This window comes from Parasphingorhabdus sp., assembly GCF_048269865.1.
Classification (GTDB): domain Bacteria; phylum Pseudomonadota; class Alphaproteobacteria; order Sphingomonadales; family Sphingomonadaceae; genus Parasphingorhabdus.
This window is the reverse complement of record NZ_JBLWUA010000005.1, coordinates 1-18,209: the sequence shown is the minus strand read 5'-3', so window position 1 is coordinate 18,209 and position 18,209 is coordinate 1. Positions and strand designations below refer to the sequence as shown.

Sequence of the window (18,209 nt, the reverse complement as noted above, 5' to 3'; positions counted from 1 at the left end):
ATTGCCCTTTGGTGGAGGAAATTGCGGGAGTCGTGGTCGGCGTTTGCGGGACCGTGTTCAGACTTCGGATTGTGATACGATAGGCTTGCCGGCTGGTACCGGCCTGCCTTCAATCTCAATGATCATGTCAGCGGCGGCGCGCGCTTGGTCCGCTTTCGCATCATCATAAAGTCTTTTGGCGATTAGCACTCCGGCGACCAGCATGGCACCGGGAACGGATCGGGTCGCAATGCGGGCTGCGATCATGCCGAGGGCGAAATTGCGCAAACCATGGCCTTGAGTGTGGCGGCGTGCTTCGTTGCCGACGTAGGTGATAAAAACATTTCGGATTGCGGACATGTTTTTGCTGTTCCCGGATCAGCCGTTTCTGCCGACCATATCTTCAGGTTTAACATGGCTATCATAGGTCTCAGCGTCAACCAGACCAAGTTCCAACGCAGCGGCGCGCAGTGTCTGACCGGTCGCATGAGCATGTTTGGCGATGGAAGCGGCCTTGTCATAGCCTATCACCGGTGCGAGTGCGGTCACCAGCATCAACGAATTGTCGACAAGCTCTTTGATCCGCGCTTCATTGGCTTCCAGCCCTTCCACACAGCGCTCGGAAAAACTGGACATGCCGATTGAAATAATTTCGATCGAGCGCAGAACATTGGCGCCGATCAGCGGTTTGAACACATTGAGTTCCAGATGGCCTTGCAGACCGCCGACGGTCACGGCCTGATGATTGCCGATCACCTGCGCAGCGACCATGGTCATCATCTCGCACTGGGTCGGATTGACTTTGCCAGGCATGATCGAGCTGCCCGGCTCGTTGGCCGGCAGGTCGATCTCGCCCAGACCCGACCGCGGTCCGGATCCGAGCAGACGGATATCATTGGCGATCTTGGTCAGCGAAACCGCCAGCGTGTTAAGTGTGCCGGAAAGCTCTACCATTGTGTCATGCGCGGCCAGTTCGGCAAACTTGTTCGGTGCCGAGGTAAATTTCAGGCCGGTAATCTTGGAGATTTCCTTGGCCATATGCGCGCCGAAATTCTCGGGCGCATTCAGGCCGGTACCGACCGCAGTGCCGCCCTGTGCCAGCTGGTGCAGGCGCGGCAATACGCTCTCGATCCGGTCTCGTGCTGCCACGAGCTGCGCCGCATAGCCGGAAAACTCCTGACCGAGGGTCAGCGGTGTGGCGTCCTGCAAATGGGTGCGACCGATTTTGACGATGGATTTCCACTGCCGCGCCTTTTCGGCCAGCGCGTCGTGCAATTGTTCCAGCGCCGGGAACAGTTCGACCTCCAGCGCCCGCGCGGCTGCCACGTGCATGGCGGTGGGGAAGCTGTCGTTGGACGACTGGCCCCGGTTGACATGGTCATTGGGATGGACCGGATATTTGCCGCCGCGGGTGCCGTAGATCGCCTCATTGGCGACGCCGGCGATTACTTCATTGACGTTCATGTTGGTCTGGGTGCCGGAGCCGGTCTGCCAGATGCTGAGCGGAAACTGGTTGTCATATTCGCCGGTCCGGACGGCATTGGCTGCCTTTTCGATTCCTGCGGCAATTTCCGGATCCAGGCCATGAATGCCGTTAACGCGCGCCGCTGCCTGTTTGACTGCGGCCAGCGCGTGGATCAACCGGATCGGCATGCGTTCCTGACGCGGAAAAGGAAAATTCTCAATGCTGCGCTGGGTCTGGGCGCCCCAGTAGGCATCGGCGGGCACTTCGATCTCGCCGAGAGAATCGGTTTCGGTGCGTGTGCCGCTCACTTTTTCTTGCCGAAGTCCACCGTCACCACGTTGGATCCGTCATCAACCGGCTTGGCCGTTTCCGTCTCGCCGTCATTTTCGGCTGGGTCATGGCCGTCCAAATGGCCCTCGACTTCATCCACCTGGAATTGCAGCGCAAAATCCACAGCCGGATCGACGAACGAGGTAATCGCCGCGAACGGGATATGCAGCATCGAGCTGATCTGATTGAAACTAAGGCCGACTTCGAACCGGTCCTTGTCGACCTTCAGGTCCCAGAATCGATTTTGGATGACAATCGTCATTTCGTCCGGGAACCGCGCGATCAGGTGGTCGGGAATGTCGACGCCGGGCGCGCGGGTCTTGAACGTGATGTAGAAATGATGGTTGCCGGGCAGGCCGCCCTTGACGACTTCTCCCAGCACTCGGCCGACCACGGCGCGCAGCGCTTCCTGCACAATTTCGTCATATGGAATCAGGCTATCGGGTGCATCATCGCTCATTTGCACTTGGTGGCGTGAAGCGGGCATCGGGTCAAGGGCGTAAAATCAATTTTGCGTTGACCAAAGGCCGCGAAATTGTTGCCTGATTTGGCCAAGCCATTATAGGCCTGTTGCATGAGAACAGCGACAATCGAACGAAATACCAAGGAAACCGAGATTTTTGTCGAGGTGAATCTCGACGGGACCGGTCAATATGAGGTGTCCACCGGCATCGGTTTTCTGGACCATATGGTCGAACAATTCTCTCGCCATTCGCTGATCGATTTGACCATGCGGATCAAGGGCGATTTGCACGTCGACCAGCACCACACCACGGAAGATAGCGGCATCGCGCTGGGCCAGGCGATCGAGCAGGCCCTGGGCGACAAGGCCGGGATCGTGCGCTATGGCAGTGCCTATTCGCCGATGGACGAGACTCTGAGCCGGGTTGCGCTGGACATTTCCGCGCGTCCCTATCTGGTCTGGAACGCATCATTCACCCAGGAACGGCTGGGCGAGATGGACACGGAGCTGTTCAAACACTGGTTTCATAGCGTTGCCGATTCCGCAGGGATCACGCTGCATATCGAGCTGCTTTATGGCGAGAATAACCACCATATCGCGGAAAGCATCTTCAAGGGTTTCGCTCGCGCCATGCGTCAGGCCGTAGAGCGGGATCCTCGCAAGGGCGATGCGATTCCGTCGACCAAGGGGCAATTGGGTGGCTGAAACAATCGCGCTGATCGATTTTGGCGCCGGTAATCTGCACAGTGTTCACAATGCATTGATGGCCGCAGGTGCCGGCAATGTAGCGGTAACGGCAGATCCGGCGCTCGTTGCCCGGGCAGACCGGATCATATTGCCCGGCGTCGGCGCTTTTGGGGCCTGCCGCGATGCCTTGGTCGGGATTGACGGCATGGTTGCGGCCATGGAGCGTCGGGTGGGCGATGAAGGCGCGCCGTTTCTCGGAATCTGTGTCGGAATGCAGATGCTCGCTGACAAGGGTATCGAATTTGGTGTGCATGACGGACTGGGGTGGATCGGCGGTACGGTCAAGGCGATCAACCCGCCTTCAGCAGACATAAAAGTTCCGCATATGGGCTGGAATGACGTGACTCCAACCGAGGGCCATGACCTTCTCGAAGCCGGTGAGGCTTATTATCTGCACGGCTATCATTTCGATGTCACCGACACCGACCATGTTCTCGCCGAAACAAATCACGGTGGTCCACTGGTGTCGGCCGTTGGCCGCGACAATATTGTCGGGGTGCAGTTTCATCCCGAAAAAAGCCAGGCTTATGGCTTGGCCTTTCTCAATCGTTTTATGGAATGGAAGCCATGATCGTATTTCCCGCAATTGATCTCAAATCCGGCGAAGTCGTGCGCCTCGCCGAAGGGGATATGGATCGCGCCACGGTATACGGCGATAATCCGGCAGAGCAGGCCGGACTGTTTGCGGCTGCCGGGGCTGAACATATTCATGTTGTCGATCTCGACGGCGCCTTTGCCGGCTCTCCGAAAAATGCCGAAGCGGTCGAGGCGATCATCGCCAGTTTCCCGGGCTATGTGCAGCTGGGCGGCGGTATCCGGAATCGCGAGACGGTCGAGCGCTGGTTCGAGCTGGGCGTGGCCCGCCTGGTGATCGGCACGGCGGCGCTGAAAGATCCGGAGTTCGTCAAGGATATGGCGAACGAATATGAGGGCGGCATTGTTGTGGCCGTGGACGCGCGCGATGGCATGGTTGCGACCGAGGGATGGGCCGATGTGTCAGATGTCAGTGTTCGGGATCTTGCCCGCCGGTTTGAAGATGTCGGAGTCGCTTCGATCCTGTTCACCGATGTTGGCCGCGATGGTATGCTCACCGGCTGCAATATTGAAGCGACGGTCGATCTCGCGCGGGGTGTTGATATTCCAGTGATTGCCAGCGGCGGCGTGAAGGGACTCGATGATATCCACATGCTGAGCCTGCATGCCAAAGATGGCATTGAAGGCGTGATTACCGGGCGGGCGCTTTATGATGGGCGGCTGGACCTGGCGACGGCGATTGCGATGGCCAATCGATGACATTCAGACGGAAAATATATTGTGCTCAGGCCGTCGAGCCGGAGCTCTGGCGTCGTCAGTGTTTTGCCTCCCGGGCTCCGCATCAAGTGCGGAGCACAGCTACTATCAGGTTTCCGATATGACCGTGCGGGTTCGTGTCATTCCCTGTCTCGATGTTGCCAATGGCCGGGTGGTCAAGGGAGTCAACTTCGTTGATCTTCAGGATGCCGGAGATCCGGTCGAGCAGGCGCAGGCCTATGATGCTGCCGGTGCCGATGAGCTCTGTTTTCTCGATATCACCGCCAGCCATGAAAAGCGGGACACCATCATCGACGTCGTCCGGCGGACGGCAGAGGTTTGCTTCATGCCGGTGACCGTTGGCGGGGGTGTACGCACCGCCGACGACGCGCGGGCATTGCTGATGGCCGGAGCCGACAAGGTCGCGGTGAACAGTGCCGCCGTGGCCCGGCCGGAAGTGGTCAGCGATATCGCGAACCGGTTTGGCAGTCAGTGCATGGTTGCCTCAATCGATGCTCGGCGCGTGGCGGATGGACGCTGGGAGATATTCACGCACGGCGGTCGTACCCCGACGGGTATTGATGCGCTCGAGCATGCCCTGCGTATGGCCGATCTGGGGGCAGGAGAGTTGCTGGTGACGTCGATGGATCGCGATGGCACGCGAGACGGCTATGATCTCGATCTGGTTCGGACCATCGCAGATGCCGTTTCCATCCCGGTCGTAGCGAGTGGCGGAGTGGGAAATCTGGACCATCTGGTAGAAGGCGTGACCCAGGGGCATGCCAATGCCGTGCTGGCAGCCTCGATTTTCCACTTTGGCGAGCACAGCATTTCCGAAGCGCATGAAGCGCTGCGCTCTGCAGGACTTCCGGCCCGGGCCTGACTCCCTTCGCAATTGCCGGCGATCATCCGGATGGATGGCGGCGTCTCCCAATAAGCGGCGTGTAGCCCTGACGCGTGAGTTGTCGGGCAGAGTCATCTGGCTGAATTTGGACCCGAACCCATTGATTCTGTCGGCTTATTTTACAGTATCCGATTGTCCGAAAATGGGATTAACCATTGTATGTGAGGAAGACTGGGGGTTTTGCGAAACTGGCAGCGATTTTGCTTTACTAATCTACATTAGATTTGAACTTGGATGGAGATATGTTTTGAAACCGATGAAATGCGCAGTTCTGACAGGTATTGCAACCATGGCGCTTGCTGCAGGCGCTCCCGCCAACGCTACTTGGGGCAGCTCCGGCTGGGGTAGCTCGGGTTGGGGTAGCTCCGGTTGGGGCAGTTCCGGTTGGGGTAGTTCCGGCTGGGGATCTTCGGGTAGCACTGGATCTACGGGCAGCACCGGATCGACCGGTGGCTCCACGAGCACCGGCGGCGGTGGTACGGGCTCCGGCGGCGGAACCCCGGTTCCCGAACCATCCAGCATGATGATGCTTGGTCTTGGCCTCGGCGGTCTGGTCGCCGGCCGGGTTGCTGCAAAACGCCGCAAGAAAATTTCTGATCGCGACTAGATCATTCTCTTTACAGCGCCGGAAGCGACCCAATCGTTTTACGGCATAAAAAGGGCCGTCAGTGAAATAACTGGCGGCCCTTTTTCATGACCTACGTCAATTCTGGCGGTAGGGCTTGACGAACAGGCGACCCGTCGCGCAAACCGCAAGCAATGAACAATATTCTCAAATCACTCGAAAAAACGATCGTGCAGCGACGCTCAGCGGAGCCAGATGCCAGCTATGTGGCAAGTCTGACCGCCAAAGGCCGCGCGAAAATGGCGGAAAAGCTTGGCGAAGAGGCGGTCGAAGCGGTGATCGCTGCAATTCAGGACGACAAGACAGCGATGACTGGCGAGGCCGCCGATCTGCTGTTTCACCTGATGGTCCTGCTGGCCGATATGGATCTGTCTCTCGATGACGTGACTAACGAATTGGCGCGGAGGGAAGGTATTTCAGGATTGGAAGAAAAAGCCGCAAGAGGAGCCAGTTGATGGCAATAGACCCGACCGAACCCTATGACGATGACAACATATTCGCGAAAATATTGCGCGGAGAAATTCCCAATAAGACGGTTTATGAGGACGAGTGGGTACTGGCTTTCCACGATATCAATCCGCAAGCACCCGAGCATATATTGGTGATTCCAAAAGGCCGTTACGTCAGCTGGGACGATTTTTCAGCATCGGCAAGTGAGGCCGAAATCGCCGGTTTTGTGCGCGCTGTTGGTCATGTTGCGCGTGAAGCCGGGATGGTGGAGCCGGGCTATCGCCTGCTCGCCAATGTCGGCGAGCACGGTCATCAGGAAGTGCCCCATCTGCACGTTCACATATTTGCCGGAAAACCGCTTGGCCCGATGCTGATGCGCAGCTAGTAACAGGCGTAACAAGGCCGCACAGGCACGAAATATCGGGGAGTTCAAATATATGGCAGGCGCAGCAGTACCCACAGGCGATGGCTGGTCTTCGCGGACAGCCTTTGTTCTGGCAGCGATTGGTTCGGCAGTGGGGCTGGGCAATCTGGTCCGATTTCCTGCGGAGGCTGGTGCCAATGGTGGCGGTGCCTTTGTCATATTCTACATTTTCTGCGTATTGTTGATCGGCCTGCCAATCTTGTTGTCGGAAACCCTGATCGGTCGCCACGGTCAAAGTTCGGCGATCGAAAGCATGAAGAAAGTGGCGGTTGAATCGCGCGCTTCTGGCTGGTGGTCGGTGGCTGCCGGTGTCGGGATGGTCGGCGCTTTCCTGATTCTCACCTATTACAGCGTCCTTGCTGGCTGGATCGTTCATTTCATCGGTGTTTTCGCTGGCGATGTTGGTGCCAGTTTCGCTTCTGGCGGGTTGGCGCAAGGCGCGTTGCAGGGGCGTTCGGTGGAACAGGTGCAAGCTATTTTGCCGGCCCTGCAGGCCGACGAAGGCGAAATGCTGGCAATGCACGCGATCTTCATGGCGCTGACCGTATTCGCCGTTGGCCGCGGTGTCAGCAGTGGTATCGAGAAAGTGGCGGTCTGGTTGATGCCGATCTTCTTCCTCTTGCTGATTGCGATTACTGTCTATGGCGCATTTACCGGATCATTCGGAGCGGCGCTCGCGTTTCTGTTCGACTTTGAACCGGCGCGGTTGCTGGATCCGTCGGTTCAGCTATCGGCGCTCGGCCAGGCCCTGTTCTCGCTATCGCTGGGGTCTGCGTTGATGATCACTTATGGTGCCTATGCTGCGCGAGATATCAATCTTGCGAAAACATCGGTCCAGATCGCCACCGCTGATACGTCTGTCGCTATTGTCGCTGGCCTGGCAATTTTCCCTATCACCTTTGCCGCGCTTGCTCCGGCCAGTTTGGCCGCAATTCTTGATGGGCAGGAGCAGGTCCAGGGCGGGCTGGGTCTGTTGTTTGTCAATCTGCCGGTTGCTTTCCAAACCATGCCCGCCGGATCCCTGATCGGCTTATTATTCTTCATCATGGTATTTTTTGCCGCGCTGACCAGTTCGGTCGCGCTGCTGGAGGCGTCGGTCAGCTGGGCGATCGGGCGTTTCAACAAACCACGCTGGCTGGTGACCATGGTTCTGGGCGGTTTGGCGTTCCTGATCGGAGCCTGGGCCAGTCTGTCGTTCAACAGCCAGGCAGATTTTCATCCGTTCGATTTCATGATCTTCTCCGGGCAGCCGGTGTTCGGCATCATCGATGAACTGACGGCAAAAATATTGCTGCCGCTGTCCGCGCTGCTGGTCGCGATATTTGTCGGCTGGATAGCGGACCGCCGACTGATTGATAGCGAAAATGGCCTCGACGGCAATGTGCACCGCGTCTGGCTTTTTCTGGTTCGCTGGCTTTGTCCGTTGGTCATATCGGCGATCCTGCTGACCGGCCTGTTCCCTGGCCTGTTGGGGCAGGGCTAGGCGATGGCGGGCTCGAAATCCCCGAAATGCCCGGTTTGCGGACGGGGTGCGATTAAAGAATTCGCGCCTTTTTGCAGCGCCGGATGCAAGGATCGTGACCTGCTGCAATGGCTTGGCGACGGCTATAAAATACCGGGGCCAGCGGTTTCTCCCGATGAGATGGCGGATCATTTTGCGGGTGAGTCCGGCCGCGACGGAGAGGACTGAACCCGCGCAACAAATCCGCGATTTTTAGGCTAGACAAGCGGCAAGGCCCCCGCCTATAGCGTCGCTTCCTAACGCAGCCAGCGCAACGCGCAGGCGCAGATGCCCGAGTAGCTCAGTTGGTAGAGCAAGCGACTGAAAATCGCTGTGTCGGTGGTTCGAATCCGCCCTCGGGCACCACTTTTTTTTCAAATTTCCAGTATCTGGCGGCATCACCACTATGTGCCAATTTGACGGTCTTGTCGCATCTGGCGGGCCAGCCCATTTGAGATATCGTGCGTCAATTCAGAACTTGCCTTCGGACCATGCACGTTTTTCCTCTGGCTCAATGCTGTTTCCGATTTGGTTACAGGCAAGGTCTACCCTCAGTTTCTCGCTATCGCGAAATAATAATATTGGCTTGTTGGTCATGCTTGCGGCTTGCTATATCAATGGCTCCGTGAGCCAGCTCAGGAAGTCCGTGAATTTGAGATATTTCGTTTCCCTGTTTGCCGTTCTTGTTTCGGCTACGCCGACAGTCTCTTTCGCGCAGTCCGGGATGAGCTACGAAGCGGCGCAACTGGCGATGTCCGCTCATGATCCGGGTGCCGAAGCAGCGGCACTGGAGGTTGAGGCAGCAGAAGATCAGGCCGAGGCCCTGTCCACTCTCTACCGGCCCACGGTGATCGCATCGGCTAGCGTGATTGCTTATGAGAAGACGCTGTCCGTTGACCTGTCCGACACCAAACAGCGGATCCTTGATGAAACAGGTCAGTTTCTCGACACACTTCCGGATCAATTTCCGCCAGCTTTTACCAGCATCGTGAGCCTGGTCTCGGGCCGGATCGAAGAAGCCATTCCGGGGCTTCTGGCACCGCTTCCTGACGAATTGCGCTATCGTGCGAAGGACGTTGTGGTGCGTCCCAGCCTGACCGCCCTGATGCCCATCTACACAGGAGGGGCACTGGAAGCGGTACAGGACGGCGCGGCCGCTGGCGTGCTGATTGCGCGCGGCGGCCAGCGGACGTTGGCCTCGGCGAACCATGTGCAGCTGGCGCAGCGCTATTTCGGATTGCAGTTGGCCCGGTCGCTCGTCGTGTCAGCGCAAAATCGGCGTGATGCCAACGAACGTCACTTGGCGAATGCGCGGGCGATGGAGAGTGAAGGTATCCTGCCCCGATCGACCACGCTCGAGGTTACGGTCCTGCGTGATGCTGCGCAGCGCGGTCTGGAGCGGGCCATGCGCGAGGAACGGTTGGCGCGACTGTCCCTTGCACGACTGACCGGGCGCGAGGTCGAGGCGGTGGCGACGCCGCTGTTTGTCAATCGCAGGCCGCTGCCGCCACTGGCTGAATTCTCGCAGGCAGCCGGGATAAATGGCAACGGACAGGCGGATCTGGCGCAAGGGAAGGTGCAGATTGCGGAAGCCGGGGAACGGCTCGCGCGCGCTTCCATGCGGCCGCGTGCCTATGCTTTTGGATCCTATACCGTGGATACACAAAGCAATGTGCCGACCGAACCGGACTGGCTGGTCGGAGGGACGGTCAGCCTGACGCTGATCTCCCCCGTGCAGCGTCGCCGACTGGTGGCTGCGGCCAGCGCCCGGCGAGAAGCCGCCAGAGCGCAGCAACGCGCAGCACAGGACCGCATCGCCAGCGAGATCGAGCGCACCCATGCTCTGACAGAAAGTGCCCGCACGATCTTCCTGTCGATGGAATCGAGCCTTGCGGCGGCGCGCGAAAATTTGCGGGTTCAGGAAATCGCTTTTCGAGAAGGCGTCGGTACCGCCTCTCGCCTGCTCGACGCGCAGGCTCTCTTGGCAACCGCCGAGACGCAGCGAGCAAGCGCCGCGTATGAATATGATCTTTCCCTCGCAGCCCTGCTAGCCGCCAGTGGAATCCCGGAAGCATTCACCGATTACACCCGCCGGGACGACAGGATGTTTATCGATGACCAATGATACTGCACCCGACGAACCTCATGACGCGCCGACGGACCAAACAGACACCGGGGACCGGCGCACCGGTCGTTTTCTTTGGATCGGGCTGGGCGTCGCGGCGATTCTTGCGGCCTTAGGTCTCTGGTATGCATCGCAGCCGGTGTCGGTTCCACTGCAGGGAACGGTAGAGGCGGAAGAGGTCAGCGTCGCGACCAAGGCCTTTGCCCGCGTCGTTTCGCTGTCGGCCGCCGAGGGTGACATGGTACGCAAGGGTGAGATTCTGGGGGAACTGTCCAGTCCTGCGCGCGACCTGCTGGTCAGTCAGGGTGAAGCGGCGGTGGAGACCACGTCGGCGCTCGACGCCATCATCAACCAGGGCGCGCGGCCAGAAGACATCGCTTCGCTGCGCTCCATCGCCGAATCGACGCGCGCAGCGGCCAATCTGGCCGCCGTGACCGCGCGTCGTATGAACAATCTGTTTGAACAGGGTGTGATATCCGCCCAGCGCCGCGATGAAGCCAACGCCGCACGCGTCGCATCGGCAGCCAATGCAGACGCCGCCCAAGCGCAATACCAGCGGGCGCTCGCTGGACGCCGACAGGAAAGTAAGGCAATTGCCGCCGCCCAGGAACGGGCCGCCAAGAACCGGCTGCAGACCGCGCGCGCCGCGGCCAGGGAAGAGCAACTGATCGCACCGATCACCGGCGAAATTTCGCGTCGTCTTGCTGCGCCGGGCGAAGTTGTCGGGCCAGCCATCCCGATCTTCCAGATCGTCGATATCGCCCATCCCTATGTCCTCTTGCGCATCAACGAAACGCAATATGCTGGCGTCAAGAAGGGCGAGATTCTGAGCGGGACGGTGCCGGCGCTGGGCGACAAGCTCTTGTCATTTCGCCTGACCAATATTGGGGCGGAAGCCGGATTTACCAGCGAACGGGCAACCCGGCAGAGCAGTGGTTTCGATGCGCGCAGCTTTGAAATTCGTCTCGAGCCCGTTGATCGGGCTCATGGCCTGCGACCCGGAATGAGCGTGCTGTTCGAATGGCCCCAATGAATCGGGCGGCAGCCGCCGTCAGACGGGAGGCGCGTGCGATAATCCGGTCGCGGCCGCTGCTGGCAGCGCTGTTTCTGCTTCCGGGCCTGTCGATCCTGCTGATCGCGTCGATGCTTTCGCGCGGCGCGCTGCAGGAACTGCCGGTCGCCTTGGTTGATGCCGCCGATACTCAGGCGAGCCGGGCCCTGGTCAGCGCGATCTCTGCACAGGGCGGGGTCTCGATCGCCGCTACGCCTGCCAGTGAAATCGAAGCCGATGCGGAACTGCGCCAGGGTCGAGTCTGGGCCTATGTCGTGATTCCTTCCGGCTATGGCGAGATCCCCTCCGGCCGGTCGGCGCCGGTACAAATTGCCTATAACGCCACCTATCTGTCGGTCGGTTCGGTGCTCGAACGCGATATCAGCCGTGCGGTGACAGGGGTGGTTGCCCAACAGGCCATTGCCGCGGCTGAACGCCGTGGGCTTCAGCTCAGCGACGCCAGCTTGCCGCAGGTCCAGATCCATGTTCTGTTCAATCCGGAAGCGAGTTTCGAATGGTATCTGCAGGCGCTTGTCCAACCGGCGATGCTCCATCTTATGGCCGCCTGTCTTGGCGTTTATGCCGTCGCTCGCGAGTTTGATGACGGACGGCTTGAGCGGTGGCGGCGAGAGACCGGTGGCAGGGGGATGGCGCTTTTGGGCAAGTTCTTGCCATATCTGGCGCTGTTGTCGCTGTGGGGAGCGGTGTGGATGATCTGGCTGGTCGGTTTTCGCGGCTGGCGCATGGGCGGTTCGCTGGCCTTCACCTATGGCGCGCAGGTGATAATGGTGGCGGCAAGTCTCGCCCTTTCTGCTGCCATTACGCTGGTCTCGCGGCGCAGCGGATTGGGCTTTTCGGGCAGCGCCTTTTATGCCGGATCGGCGCTTGCCTACTCTGGCGGTTCTCTGCCGATCAAGGGCGCGCCTTCGGTCGTGGTTTGGTGGAGCGAGGTGCTGCCCTTCACCCACTATCTCCGGCTGCAAATGGACCAGTTTCTGGGCAGCCCAATAGCAGTGGATCTGTGGCCTGCTTTTCTGCTGGTGATAAATGTGGCCATTGGCATCTCGGCGTCGCTGTGGGGCGCGCAGCGGCGCGCATGACGGTGAAGGCCGCCTTTGTCGCCACTCTGCGTGAGGTTTTTCGGCAGCCGGAGGTAACAACCCTCATCGTTCTCGCGGTGGTGCTCTACGGCTTCTATTATCCCGCGCCTTACGCCCATCAGCAGGCACAGGATGTGCCCATTGCCGTCGTCGATGAAGAAAGCACGGCACTAACCCGGGCATTGGTAAGGCGCATCGACAGCAGCGAGCAGGCAGCGGTGATTGCACAGCCCGCCGATCTGGCCGCAGCGCAAGATTTGCTTGTCAGCCGGGAGGCGGAAGCGGTTTTGCTGATCCCGAAGGGCATGACCAAAGCCGCCCTGCGCGGAGAGGGTCCGCAGATCGCGCTGTGGATCGACGGAGCCTATCTCGTCCGGGCAAAAAGCACCGGGAATGCAGTGGAGCAGGCCCTCCGCCAGACGCTGGCCATGGAAGCGGCGCCCTATGTCAATAATCTGAAGCTGCCCGATCCAATTGTCTCGATCGCCCGTTTCAATCCGCAGACCGGCTATGCGAGCTATATATTCCCTGCTGTCACCCCGGTGATTCTGCAGCAGACAATGCTGTTCGGCGTCACGGTGCTGTTGGCCTTGCGCCGGCGAAAGAGAGCCGGTGCGCGTGGTCTGGCGTTCGCGGATCATCGGGAGCTGATCGGAAGCTGGCTGGCCTTCACCCTGCTGTCGACCATCGCGTCGGCGCTTTATTTCGGCTGGTTCTTTGTTCTGCAGGCCGTGCCCGGCCGAACTTCGCCGCTCATGCTGGGCCTGATCGCCTTGCTCTTGGGATCCGCGATCGCTGCCTTCGCCTGCGCAGTGGGAGCCTTGTTTCGGCGGGCGGAGACCGGCCTGCTGCTGCTGATTCCCAGTTCGCTGCCGATCTTCTTCCTGACCGGCGCGACCTGGCCCCGGGAGGCGATGCCTGCCTGGGTAGCGGCCATCGGTGCGATTTTCCCCGCCACGCACGGCAGCCGCGCCCTGCTTCTGGCAGACCAGATGGGCGCGCCCTTTTCGGCGGTCGCAGGTCCGCTGGCCTTGCTCGTCATGCTGACAATCGCCTATCTCGCGCTTTCGAGCTGCCTATCCGTGAGGGAAAAGAGGCGCAACCGGACGAACGGTAGCGGCCCAACGGACGATCGCCGGTTGTGAAGGGGCAACTGACGGGGTGAACGGTTACTGCCGCGATTAGTTTGACCGCCGCGAACAGCAAGACCGAAGTCAATCATCGCCATTGATGCCTCTTCACTCCGCACAATCACCCGAAAGGGCGGTTGCGCGATTCCTTTAAATGACCCAGACGGGTCTGGAGAACCGTCCCGACACGGCTTCAGTGCGAAAGGGGTATTGCCCAGGGCCCATGGATAAACGTGACGACAGTGTCCGCACATTCAATGCCTGGCAAATAATATGCTTTGGGTTGCTCACCACGCCATTGGCGATGGGTGGGCTCGCTATGGCCATGTATCTGCCGACCTATTATGCGGTCGATATGGGACTCGGGTTGGGCCTGGTCGGTGCGATATTTGTCTTTGGTCGGCTACTCGACATCATCACCGACCCGCTTATCGGACACTGGAGTGACGAGACGCGGTCCCGGTTCGGGCCACGCAAGCCCTGGATGATGGCCGGCGTTTTTGGATTCAGCCTCTCTGCCTATCTGTTTCTTTCCCCTCCTGATGCCATCGGCCCCGCATATCTTGTGCTGGCGAGTGGCCTCTATTTTCTTTTCTACACGATATTGGACGTGCCTTATTCGTCGATCGGCCTTGAAGTCTCTCCTCATGTCCATGAACGATCATTGCTCGCCGGATCGAAAGCCGTGTTTCAGGTGGTCGGGGCCATCCTGGCCGCGGCACTGCCCTTCATCATGGGCTATTCTATTGGCGAAGCGCTCAACGTTATTGCGTTCGCAATAATCGCACTCTGTTTCATCGGGCTCGCGCTGTTTCTTTCATCTGTGCCTACGCCGGTCAGGATCATCAGCAGCCCACGTTTGACCACGGTCGAAGCGTTGAAGGCGGTGCTTGCGGACCGGCGATACCGTTATCTGCTCGGCAGTTTTCTGATTGTTCAAACCGCCAATTCCCTGGTCGCCGGATTGATGGTTCTCTATGTTGTCCATATCGTGCAGGCAGCGGAGCTTGTCGGTCTGTTTCTCGGCATATTATTATTGTCATCGGCGGCTTTTCTGCCGTTCTGGATATATTTGTCGAAGCGCTATAGCAAAAAGACATCGTGGATGGCGGCCAGCCTGTTGTGCTCCATTGCGCTCGCTATCGTGCCGGTTGTCGGCCCTGGCGACGTGAAGGGGGCGATTATCGTCAGCATAATCGTCGGCAGTTGCTTTGGTGCCGACGCGACCATGCCGACTTCGATGCTGGCGGATATCGTCTATGAAAAGGAGCGCGAGGGCAATAACCGCCTTGGCGGGCTGTATCTGGCGGTAAAAAACTCCGTCTCCAAATTGTCCTTCATTGTGCCGATGGGGCTGGCCTTTCCGGTGCTGGGCTATATCGGCTTTGAAAAAACCGGAGCCACTGGCCCCAATGCGGCGCTGACCTTCTTTTTCTTCTATTCGGCTTTGCCGATCTTGCTGAGGCTAGCTGCCTTATATGTGCTAAAAATCGGCCCGGACTTCGTGGTCGAACAAAAGCAGGATAGCGTCTTTGCCTGAATTTATCGAAAATTCTGCGACAGATTTCGTCGAACTCAGGATTGAACAGGCTACGATGCTGAAAAAGCGGGTTGGCGGTTCCTGCCTGATCGTGCAGTTCTTGATCAGCTACACCGCCGCGATCATGTATTTCGTCAGCGGCCCCGACATTGCTACGCTCTGGCTGGCCAGCGGCACCGCCATGGTGGTCGTAACGTTTCTCTACGCCAAGCTGAAGGCACCCGAGGGTATAACCCGGGAGAACCATGGTTCCTATCTGGTTGGCCATACGATTGTTTCCGCTCTGACGGGCATAGTGTGGGGTGCAGTCGCCATTTACCAGACCGATTTCCGGCTGGAATATACCGTTTTCACCGGCTGCCTGCTGGTGTCGAGCATCACGATGGGCGGGATATTGCCCAGCTCCGCCTATCGACCCGGCTATATCGCATTGGCGATATTCGCGGTCCCCCCGTTTAGCGCGTTCCTGATGATCAATGCGCCCGCACCATTCGGCCTGGTCGGTTTCGCGATGATGATCTATTTCGCCTTCGCAATGTTCCTGAGCGCCCGGGTCGAAATCGAAACCCGAGACACGATTTCGGCCCGGCAGAAGAAGGCGCTGACCGAGCGGGTCATCGGGCAAAACAAGACCATTCAAAAAGCATCCGAGGAAAAAACACGTTTTCTCGCCGCAACCGGTCATGACCTTTCTCAGCCTCTCCAGTCGCAAGGTTTTTTTATGCAGGCGCTCCGCGATACGCTCGAAAAGCCGGAACAGATCGCGTTGCTCGACCAGGTCCAGGACAGTTGGCGGGCGCAAAAGGAATTGTTGCAGGGCATTGTCGATGTTTCCCGGATCGACAGCGGAGCGATCGTTCCCAAGCCGGTGATGGTCGATATGGCGGACCTGTGTGAAAAACTGGCGAGCGAATTTCTGTCCGATAACAGCGCCAGAATCGAACTGGTCGCTGATTTTGAAAATATACAGTCAGTGACCGACCCGGTCCTGTTCGCTCGCATCATCCGGAACATATTGTCCAATGCCCGCAAATTCGTGACGCTTGGCGGGACCGTCAAATTTTCGCTGCGTCATGTTGATGATCATGCTCTTGTAGAGATTTCTGACAATGGACCCGGCATCCACAGTGACAATCTCGACCGGATATTCGACGAATATGTACAGCTGGATGCCGTGAGCGGGAACAATCCCAAGGGGCTTGGACTGGGGCTGGCGATCGTCAGACGGCTTTGCAGATTATTGGCGATTGAAATGACGCTGCATTCTGAACCGGGTGTGGGCACACGGTTTACCTTCGCGCTTCCCGTCACGACGAGCGACCGGATTCTGAAAAACCATGATCTATCTGCAATCAAGCGGTTTGATATGTCGCCGCTGGTAGTGATTGTCGATGATGATGAATCGGTGCTGGTATCAATGACCCAACTGCTCTCGACCTGGAACTGCCAGGTGATTTCCGCGACCAATCAGGACGATGCTGTCCAGTTGGTCAGCAGGACATCAGCCGTTCCGGCGCTGCTGATTATCGACCAGCAGCTGGGTAATGACCAATATGGTCTGGAGCTCATCGAATCGCTCAGGGAAGAAGTGAACGAGACCGTGCCGGCGATCTTGATGAGTGGGCAAATGGGCAGGATCGATATCGACCAAGCCCGTGCGGATATCGAGTTCCTTCACAAACCGGTGGAACCGGACGAGATATGGGCGATACTCGACCGGATTATCGCACCGCCGCCAAAGCCGGATATTTCGGAAGGCTAGATAAGGCCAAAGGCCTGGGCGGCACGGACGCAGGCGGTCCGTTTGTTGACCTGCAGCAGTTCGAAAATCTGCCGCAAATGTGTTTTTACGGTATTCGCGCTAATCCCGAGGCTGGTGGCGATTTCAGCGTTGGAGGCACCGTTCGAAATTAGGTGCAGGACTTCGATCTGGCGTTGAGTCAAAACCGGTACGCTTTCGACCTCATAAGGCTCAGCGACAGCCCCGAAATTTGGATCCTGCGCTTCTGTTCCTGTTTCTCCAGCATCGGGAAAGCTGGTTTTTCCTGCCAATATCGTTTGAATGGCCGCCAACAGAACCGCATCATCTGCCGATTTGTGAACAAAGCCGCTAACCCCCAGTTGTTTCATTTCCGAAATCGGAGGGTAAGTGTTGATACCGGACAATATCATCAGCGGAATCGAGCACTGGTCGCGCAAGGCCTGAGCAAAAGCGAGACCGTTCATGCTCGGCATGACGAGGTCGCAGATGATCAGATTGAATATCAGGCCGTCATCCAGACTACGGAGCAGTGATACCGGTTCGCCGAACGGGGTAACAACAAAGGGCTTGTCAAATTTCTCCAGCAGCAGTGTGAAGCCGGCCAGAAACAGTCGGTGATCGTCGATCACCGCGATCTTCAGCGGATCCGTCTCCCTTGCATTCAACTAGCGTAACCCCGTTGGTTCTATACCAAAATATTATTATTTTTCATCCGGTTAAGCGGACGGCTGAACCATGATAGTCATCAACCCCTGACAGGTCCAGCCTGATATTCGGCTGCTGCCCGACTTGTCCGCCAGCAGCCCTGTTACCCGCATATTTTTGATCACCCTTTCGGGCGATACCGGCAAACTTTTCCCGGCGCTAGCTTTGGCCCGAATCGGCGATTGTTCGACGGGGGGAAATTGGAATGAAAATCTTGAATCGCGCAACGACAGCCAGCAGGGGACGCAAGCAATTGCTCGCAATCCTGCTCCACAGTTCATCTATCGCTCTTGTAGTAGTGGGCGGCACCGCTGTTCAGACAGAGCAAGCCTTGGCGCAAGTCGGGGAGCAGGGTCCTCCAGGTCCTCCAGGGCCCCCAGGTCCTGAAGGCCCTCAAGGGCCCGTCGGTGATGCTGGTGCTGATGGTGTAGACGGCAGACCGGGTCCGACTGGTCCCCAAGGCCCCGAGGGCGATGCTGGTGCCAAGGGTGCTACTGGTGACGCGGGTGCACCGGGTCCAATCGGACCGCAGGGTCCCGTAGGTGATGCTGGTGCTGATGGTGTAGACGGCAGACCGGGTCCGACTGGTCCCCAAGGCCCCGAGGGCGATGCTGGTGC

19 protein-coding genes and 1 tRNA gene are annotated in these 18,209 nt (G+C 58.5%); 16 read left to right on the top strand and 4 right to left on the bottom strand.

Annotated features, from left to right (window positions below):
• Positions 1–57: 57 nt before the first annotated feature.
• The 3 genes from ACN0WW_RS07860 to ACN0WW_RS07850 are packed head-to-tail and all read right to left on the bottom strand — an operon-like array spanning position 58 to position 2,234.
• Complete coding sequence (locus tag ACN0WW_RS07860; RefSeq protein WP_417611161.1) at positions 58–339, bottom strand: hypothetical protein; 282 nt, start codon at positions 337–339, stop codon at positions 58–60.
• Between the two features lie 18 nt (positions 340–357).
• Entirely contained in the window at positions 358–1,752 is a 1,395-nt protein-coding gene (gene fumC / locus ACN0WW_RS07855; protein ID WP_417611159.1) for a class II fumarate hydratase, read from the bottom strand.
• A complete protein-coding gene (locus ACN0WW_RS07850) occupies positions 1,749–2,234 on the bottom strand; it encodes an SspB family protein (protein ID WP_417611157.1) in 486 nt (161 codons plus the stop codon). The genes fumC and ACN0WW_RS07850 overlap by 4 nt, the downstream gene beginning before the upstream one ends.
• A gap of 114 nt (positions 2,235–2,348) precedes the next feature.
• On the opposite strand from ACN0WW_RS07850, the gene hisB reads away from it, so the two are divergent.
• The 16 genes from hisB to ACN0WW_RS07770 all read left to right on the top strand — a co-directional run bounded on the left by hisB (position 2,349) and on the right by ACN0WW_RS07770 (position 16,886).
• Entirely contained in the window at positions 2,349–2,942 is a 594-nt protein-coding gene (gene hisB / locus ACN0WW_RS07845; protein WP_417611155.1) for an imidazoleglycerol-phosphate dehydratase HisB, read from the top strand.
• A complete protein-coding gene (hisH, locus tag ACN0WW_RS07840; RefSeq protein ID WP_417611153.1) occupies positions 2,935–3,555 on the top strand; it encodes an imidazole glycerol phosphate synthase subunit HisH in 621 nt (206 codons plus the stop codon). The genes hisB and hisH overlap by 8 nt, the downstream gene beginning before the upstream one ends.
• Positions 3,552–4,277, top strand: coding sequence for a 1-(5-phosphoribosyl)-5-[(5-phosphoribosylamino)methylideneamino]imidazole-4-carboxamide isomerase (gene hisA, locus ACN0WW_RS07835; RefSeq protein ID WP_417611151.1), 726 nt, complete (start codon positions 3,552–3,554; stop codon positions 4,275–4,277). Before hisH ends, hisA begins: the two co-directional genes overlap by 4 nt.
• A 118-nt stretch (positions 4,278–4,395) precedes the next feature.
• Entirely contained in the window at positions 4,396–5,157 is a 762-nt protein-coding gene (hisF, locus tag ACN0WW_RS07830) for an imidazole glycerol phosphate synthase subunit HisF (protein ID WP_417611149.1), read from the top strand.
• A 277-nt stretch (positions 5,158–5,434) separates the two neighbouring features.
• Positions 5,435–5,785, top strand: a complete 351-nt coding sequence (locus ACN0WW_RS07825; protein ID WP_417611656.1) for a PEP-CTERM sorting domain-containing protein — start codon at positions 5,435–5,437, stop codon at positions 5,783–5,785.
• Positions 5,786–5,937: 152 nt separating this feature from the next.
• Positions 5,938–6,258 (top strand): phosphoribosyl-ATP diphosphatase, encoded by a 321-nt coding sequence (locus ACN0WW_RS07820; RefSeq protein ID WP_417611147.1) that lies wholly within the window; start codon positions 5,938–5,940, stop codon positions 6,256–6,258.
• Positions 6,258–6,638 (top strand): histidine triad nucleotide-binding protein, encoded by a 381-nt coding sequence (locus ACN0WW_RS07815; RefSeq protein ID WP_417611145.1) that lies wholly within the window; start codon positions 6,258–6,260, stop codon positions 6,636–6,638. Before ACN0WW_RS07820 ends, ACN0WW_RS07815 begins: the two co-directional genes overlap by 1 nt.
• 52 nt (positions 6,639–6,690) lie before the next feature.
• Positions 6,691–8,160 carry a sodium-dependent transporter gene (locus ACN0WW_RS07810; protein ID WP_417611143.1) on the top strand — a complete coding sequence of 490 codons (1,470 nt, stop codon included), beginning with the start codon at positions 6,691–6,693 and terminating at the stop codon, positions 8,158–8,160.
• 3 nt (positions 8,161–8,163) lie between these two features.
• Positions 8,164–8,367: a DNA gyrase inhibitor YacG gene (locus ACN0WW_RS07805; protein ID WP_417611141.1), complete on the top strand. Its 204-nt coding sequence runs from the start codon at positions 8,164–8,166 to the stop codon at positions 8,365–8,367.
• A 101-nt stretch (positions 8,368–8,468) separates the two neighbouring features.
• Positions 8,469–8,544, top strand: a tRNA-Phe gene (locus tag ACN0WW_RS07800).
• Between the two features lie 280 nt (positions 8,545–8,824).
• A complete protein-coding gene (locus ACN0WW_RS07795; protein WP_417611139.1) occupies positions 8,825–10,303 on the top strand; it encodes a TolC family protein in 1,479 nt (492 codons plus the stop codon).
• Positions 10,293–11,336: an HlyD family secretion protein gene (locus ACN0WW_RS07790; protein WP_417611137.1), complete on the top strand. Its 1,044-nt coding sequence runs from the start codon at positions 10,293–10,295 to the stop codon at positions 11,334–11,336. The genes ACN0WW_RS07795 and ACN0WW_RS07790 overlap by 11 nt, the downstream gene beginning before the upstream one ends.
• Positions 11,324–12,454, top strand: coding sequence for an ABC transporter permease (locus ACN0WW_RS07785; RefSeq protein WP_417611135.1), 1,131 nt, complete (start codon positions 11,324–11,326; stop codon positions 12,452–12,454). The genes ACN0WW_RS07790 and ACN0WW_RS07785 overlap by 13 nt, the downstream gene beginning before the upstream one ends.
• The gene (locus tag ACN0WW_RS07780; protein ID WP_417611133.1) at positions 12,451–13,599 is read left to right on the top strand and encodes an ABC transporter permease; all 1,149 of its coding nucleotides are present in this window, start codon (positions 12,451–12,453) and stop codon (positions 13,597–13,599) included. The genes ACN0WW_RS07785 and ACN0WW_RS07780 overlap by 4 nt, the downstream gene beginning before the upstream one ends.
• A gap of 208 nt (positions 13,600–13,807) precedes the next feature.
• Positions 13,808–15,124, top strand: a complete 1,317-nt coding sequence (locus ACN0WW_RS07775; RefSeq protein ID WP_417611131.1) for an MFS transporter — start codon at positions 13,808–13,810, stop codon at positions 15,122–15,124.
• A complete protein-coding gene (locus tag ACN0WW_RS07770) occupies positions 15,117–16,886 on the top strand; it encodes an ATP-binding protein (RefSeq protein WP_417611129.1) in 1,770 nt (589 codons plus the stop codon). The genes ACN0WW_RS07775 and ACN0WW_RS07770 overlap by 8 nt, the downstream gene beginning before the upstream one ends.
• Here ACN0WW_RS07770 and ACN0WW_RS07765 read toward each other — a convergent pair.
• Complete coding sequence (locus ACN0WW_RS07765; RefSeq protein ID WP_417611127.1) at positions 16,883–17,515, bottom strand: LuxR C-terminal-related transcriptional regulator; 633 nt, start codon at positions 17,513–17,515, stop codon at positions 16,883–16,885. The two genes, ACN0WW_RS07770 and ACN0WW_RS07765, sit on opposite strands and share 4 nt — an antisense overlap.
• Between the last annotated feature and the right edge of the window lie 694 nt (positions 17,516–18,209).

What these genes read in the sequence shown, in the direction of transcription:
- ACN0WW_RS07860 (WP_417611161.1), bottom strand. Translation starts at nt 339, where the DNA reads ATGTCCGCAATCCGAAATGTTTTTATCACCTACGTCGGCAACGAAGCA.
- ACN0WW_RS07850 (WP_417611157.1), bottom strand. Translation starts at nt 2,234, where the DNA reads ATGAGCGATGATGCACCCGATAGCCTGATTCCATATGACGAAATTGTG.
- hisB (WP_417611155.1), top strand. Translation starts at nt 2,349, where the DNA reads ATGAGAACAGCGACAATCGAACGAAATACCAAGGAAACCGAGATTTTT.
- hisA (WP_417611151.1), top strand. Translation starts at nt 3,552, where the DNA reads ATGATCGTATTTCCCGCAATTGATCTCAAATCCGGCGAAGTCGTGCGC.
- hisF (WP_417611149.1), top strand. Translation starts at nt 4,396, where the DNA reads ATGACCGTGCGGGTTCGTGTCATTCCCTGTCTCGATGTTGCCAATGGC.
- ACN0WW_RS07825 (WP_417611656.1), top strand. Translation starts at nt 5,435, where the DNA reads ATGAAATGCGCAGTTCTGACAGGTATTGCAACCATGGCGCTTGCTGCA.
- ACN0WW_RS07820 (WP_417611147.1), top strand. Translation starts at nt 5,938, where the DNA reads ATGAACAATATTCTCAAATCACTCGAAAAAACGATCGTGCAGCGACGC.
- ACN0WW_RS07815 (WP_417611145.1), top strand. Translation starts at nt 6,258, where the DNA reads ATGGCAATAGACCCGACCGAACCCTATGACGATGACAACATATTCGCG.
- ACN0WW_RS07810 (WP_417611143.1), top strand. Translation starts at nt 6,691, where the DNA reads ATGGCAGGCGCAGCAGTACCCACAGGCGATGGCTGGTCTTCGCGGACA.
- ACN0WW_RS07805 (WP_417611141.1), top strand. Translation starts at nt 8,164, where the DNA reads ATGGCGGGCTCGAAATCCCCGAAATGCCCGGTTTGCGGACGGGGTGCG.
- ACN0WW_RS07790 (WP_417611137.1), top strand. Translation starts at nt 10,293, where the DNA reads ATGACCAATGATACTGCACCCGACGAACCTCATGACGCGCCGACGGAC.
- ACN0WW_RS07785 (WP_417611135.1), top strand. Translation starts at nt 11,324, where the DNA reads ATGGCCCCAATGAATCGGGCGGCAGCCGCCGTCAGACGGGAGGCGCGT.
- ACN0WW_RS07780 (WP_417611133.1), top strand. Translation starts at nt 12,451, where the DNA reads ATGACGGTGAAGGCCGCCTTTGTCGCCACTCTGCGTGAGGTTTTTCGG.
- ACN0WW_RS07775 (WP_417611131.1), top strand. Translation starts at nt 13,808, where the DNA reads ATGGATAAACGTGACGACAGTGTCCGCACATTCAATGCCTGGCAAATA.